This is a genomic window from Mesorhizobium sp. M2A.F.Ca.ET.037.01.1.1, from assembly GCF_003998075.1.
Lineage (GTDB): Bacteria > Pseudomonadota > Alphaproteobacteria > Rhizobiales > Rhizobiaceae > Mesorhizobium.
In genome coordinates this window covers 1-3,779 of the sequence record NZ_RZSA01000679.1, presented here as the reverse complement: position 1 = coordinate 3,779, position 3,779 = coordinate 1, and the positions used below count along the sequence as shown (strand labels likewise).

The 3,779-nt window shown below is 67.1% G+C and carries 4 protein-coding genes; all 4 read left to right on the top strand.

Going from position 1 to position 3,779, the window contains the following annotated elements; all coding sequences use genetic code 11:
• Positions 1–522 (top strand): NAD-dependent epimerase/dehydratase family protein (locus EOA27_RS26805; RefSeq protein ID WP_127257668.1); only part of this gene is annotated, 522 nt, incomplete at its 5' end.
• Positions 519–1,343, top strand: a complete 825-nt coding sequence (locus EOA27_RS26800; RefSeq protein ID WP_126078233.1) for an MBL fold metallo-hydrolase — start codon at positions 519–521, stop codon at positions 1,341–1,343. The genes EOA27_RS26805 and EOA27_RS26800, both read left to right, overlap by 4 nt.
• Positions 1,340–2,596, top strand: a complete 1,257-nt coding sequence (locus tag EOA27_RS26795) for a F390 synthetase-related protein (RefSeq protein ID WP_127257666.1) — start codon at positions 1,340–1,342, stop codon at positions 2,594–2,596. Before EOA27_RS26800 ends, EOA27_RS26795 begins: the two co-directional genes overlap by 4 nt.
• Positions 2,593–3,738 carry a GNAT family N-acetyltransferase gene (locus EOA27_RS26790; protein WP_245467152.1) on the top strand — a complete coding sequence of 382 codons (1,146 nt, stop codon included), beginning with the start codon at positions 2,593–2,595 and terminating at the stop codon, positions 3,736–3,738. Before EOA27_RS26795 ends, EOA27_RS26790 begins: the two co-directional genes overlap by 4 nt.
• Positions 3,739–3,779: the final 41 nt, after the last annotated feature.

Sequence of the window (3,779 nt, the reverse complement as noted above, 5' to 3'; positions counted from 1 at the left end):
CCCGATATCCATCCTATGGTGCTGCGGCCGCGCGGCGTCTACGGCAAGGGCGATCGGGCGTTGCTGCCGCGCCTGATCAAGGCGGCAAGGAGCCGGCCGCTGCCGCTGTTTCGCGACGGCCGGGCGGCCATCGACCTCACTTATGTCGACGATGTCGTCGATGCGGTGATGGCGGCGCTCGCCGCACCTGGCGAAGCCGAGGGTCGGATCTTCAACATCTCCGGCGGCGAGATGCTGCCGGTCCGCCGCATCGCCGACGCGGCCTGCATCCGCGCCGGCTTGCACGCGCGCTGGCGGCCGATGCCCCTCGCGCCGGCGATGCTGGCGGCGGGCTTGATGGAAGCGGTGGCGCTGCGGTTGCCCGGCCGGCCCGAGCCGCCGGTCACCCGCTATGGGCTCGGCCTCTTCGCCTATGCGCAAAGCCTGGATATTTCCAAGGCGAAACGGGTGCTCGGCTGGGCGCCGAAAATCTCGTTCGAACAAGGGCTCGATCGCACCTTTGCCGGCCGGGCCAGGCCATGAAGCTCGTCTTCGCCAACAGCGCCTGGGTCAACGCCGCCGAGCGGCTGATCCTGCGCGGCGGCACCTGGCAACGCGTCAGGCTGCGTGTCCGCTACGGGCTGTTCTTTCACCCCGCCGCCGGACCGGTGCTGGTCGACACCGGCTACACGCCGGAAGCGCTGAGCGGCGAGCGGCGCGGCCGGACGCTTCGGCTCTACGGCGCGCTGCTGAAACCTCAGCTCAATGCCGACGAGCAGGTTCTGTCGGTGCTGCGCCGTTTCGGCCTGTCGCCTGACGATATCCGCACAGTCATCGTCACCCATTTTCACGCCGACCACATTTCCGGCCTGTCGCTGTTCCGCAACGCGCGTTTCATCGCCAGCGACACCGCCTGGGCGCGGGTCAAGGCGCGCACGCCGGGCCAGAATTTGCACCATGGCGTCTTCACCGAATTGTTTCCCGCCGACTTCAAGTCGCGGCTCGACGGACTATCCGGCAAGCCGCGCATCGAGCCTCGCGGCGACATGCCGGGCGGCACGGATCTCTTCGGCGAGGGCAGCGTGATCGCTGTCGATCTTCCAGGCCACGCCGATGGCCAGTTCGGCCTGTTGTTCAATCGCCTCGAGCGACCGCTGCTCTATGCCGTCGACGTGCAATGGCTGCTCGCCGCTTTGATCGAGAACCGCACGCCCGGTTTCCCGGCCACCCTGATCGCCGAGGATGCGGCGGCGATCGAGCCGACCAGCGCCATGCTGCGCCGCTTCCTCAGCACGGGCGGCGAGGTGATGCTCTGCCATGATCCCGCGCCGACGCCTTATGACCTCGCGCCGGAGGTCTCATGAACGGGCTGGCGGAGGCGGCAGGGTCTTTCGCCCTGACACGCTGGGTGTCGCGCAAGAGCCGCGCGGATTTCGAGCGCTGGCAGGCAGGCGCCTTGCGCCGCTTCCTCGACCGCGACCTACCGCGCGCGCCCTTTTACGGCAAGGCGCCGGCCTGCCTCACCGACCTGCCGGTCACCGACAAGGCGCTGCTGATGGCGCGCTTCGATGAATTCAACATCCACGGCCTCACCGCCGCGCAAGCCTGGGCGACGCTGGCGCATGACGGCCGCGCCGGCGCGCTCACCGTCGGCGCCAGCGCAGGCACCTCCGGCAATCGCGGCCTGTTCGTGATTTCGGAAGCGGAGAAATACCGCTGGCTGGGAACGATCCTCGCCAAGGCGGCGCCCGACCTTGTCTGGCGCGGCATGCGCGTCGCCGTCATCCTGCCGCAGAACACTGGGCTTTACGACAGCGCCCGCACATCGCACCTGATCAAGCTTGCCTTCTTCGACCTAACGAAAGGGCCGGAAAGCTGGCGCGGTGAACTGGAGGCCTTCGACCCGACGGTCGTCATCGCGCCGCCAAAGATCCTGCGGCATTTTGCGGCCGAAGACTTCAGGCTCCGGCCCAAGCGCGTTTTTTCCGCCGCCGAGACGCTGGATCCGGTCGACCGTCCGGTTATCGAGAATTTCTTCCGGCTGCCGCTCGATCAGATCTATATGGCGACCGAAGGCCTGTTCGCGGTGACCTGCAGACAGCGCGGCCTGCATCTTGCCGAAGACTCCGTCTTCTTCGAATTCGAGCCGGCGGGCGAGGGGCTGGTGACGCCGCTGGTGACGGCCTTTCGCCGACGGACACAGATCATGGCCCGTTACAGGATGAACGACCTGTTGCGCTTGTCCAAAGAACCTTGTCGGTGTGGTTCGCCGCTGCGCTGCGTCGATGAGATCGTCGGCCGCATGGACGATGCTTTCCGATTCACGTCGCCGGACGGCCCGATCCTGGTCACGCCCGATGTGCTGCGCAATGCGGTGCTCAAAGCCGATCGCCGCATCGACGATTTCCGCCTCGTCCAGACCGGGCCGGAGAGCATCGAGTTCAGGCTTGCGCCGACGCTCCCGACCGATGCGGCGGTGGCCGCGCATCAGGCGGTTCGCGCGCTCCTGGAAATGCGAAAGGCCGCCGCCACCGTGACGCTCGTCCGCGCGCCCCTGCCGTTGGAAACAGGCCGCAAGCTGCGCCGCGTCGAATGCCGCCTGGAGCTGGCGCGATGACGGGCGCGGCGACGATGGAAAGGCCCGTGCAGCAGGCCGACCGCGTCGAGAACAAGCCGGCGAAGGTCGCGGCTTTCGTAAGCCTCTTCAACGAGGTGCCGGTGCGCGATCTCATCGCCAACCTCAAGACCAAGGTGGAGACCTTCGAAATTGCCGGCCGCGTTTTTCCGCTGACGCTGAACGACGCCGATGATGCGCCCAACTGCTATATCTGCTGCCCGACCAGCGCCTATATCGACTACGCGATCGACGAGACACGCAACTTCGCCGCCCACCCGCTGTTGCGGCGCGCGCTCAACGCGTTGATCAGGGCCTGCGCGCCCCTGGTCAGGGCAAGCGGCCTCGACCATCAGGCGCAGGTCAACAACTGGCTCTATTCGACCAATCCGATGCCGCTGCTCGACCGGCCGACAGTCGCGTCGCTGCGCTCGGCCTTGACCGCGCGTTTCCCCGATCGCGCCATCGTCATCCGTTCGTTGAACGACATCGCCGATCCGGCGACGATTGCCGTCTTGAAGGCCGAGGGGTTCCGCATGCTGGCGGCGCGTCAAATCTACATCTTCGCCGACCGCAGCGCCGCGCCCGCCATGACGCGCGACATGAAGCGCGATCGCGCCCGCCTGCGCGCGACACCGTTCGAGCGGGTCGGAAACGGCGATTTCAGCGAGGCTGACTATGCCCGCGCCGAGCAGCTCTACGATATGCTCTACCTCGACAAATACACGCCGCTCAATCCGCACTACACGGCCCGTTATATCGCCGAGATGCACCGGCGCGGCATCATCAGCCTGGCGGGATTGCGGCGGCCCGGCGGCGAGCTGGTCGCCGTCACCGGCTTGTTCGAAAACGGCCGCACGTTGACCCAGCCGATCGTCGGCTACGACACCAGCCTGCCGGTGGCCGACGGGCTTTACCGCATGATGATGGCGGTGGCGCAGGATCACGCCACGGCGCGCGGCCTGTTCTTCAACATGAGCGCGGGCGCCGCCGGTTTCAAACGCCGGCGCGGCGCGGTCGCGGCGATCGAATACAACGCCGTCTATGCCGGGCATCTCCCGCTTCGCCGGCGCATGGCGATCCGTCTCATGGAGACGGTGCTGGCGCTGATCGGCATTCCCCTGCTCAGGAGGTTCGAACTGTGAGTGAGGGCCGGCGGGAAGCCTATTGGCAGGCGGTGGCGCTG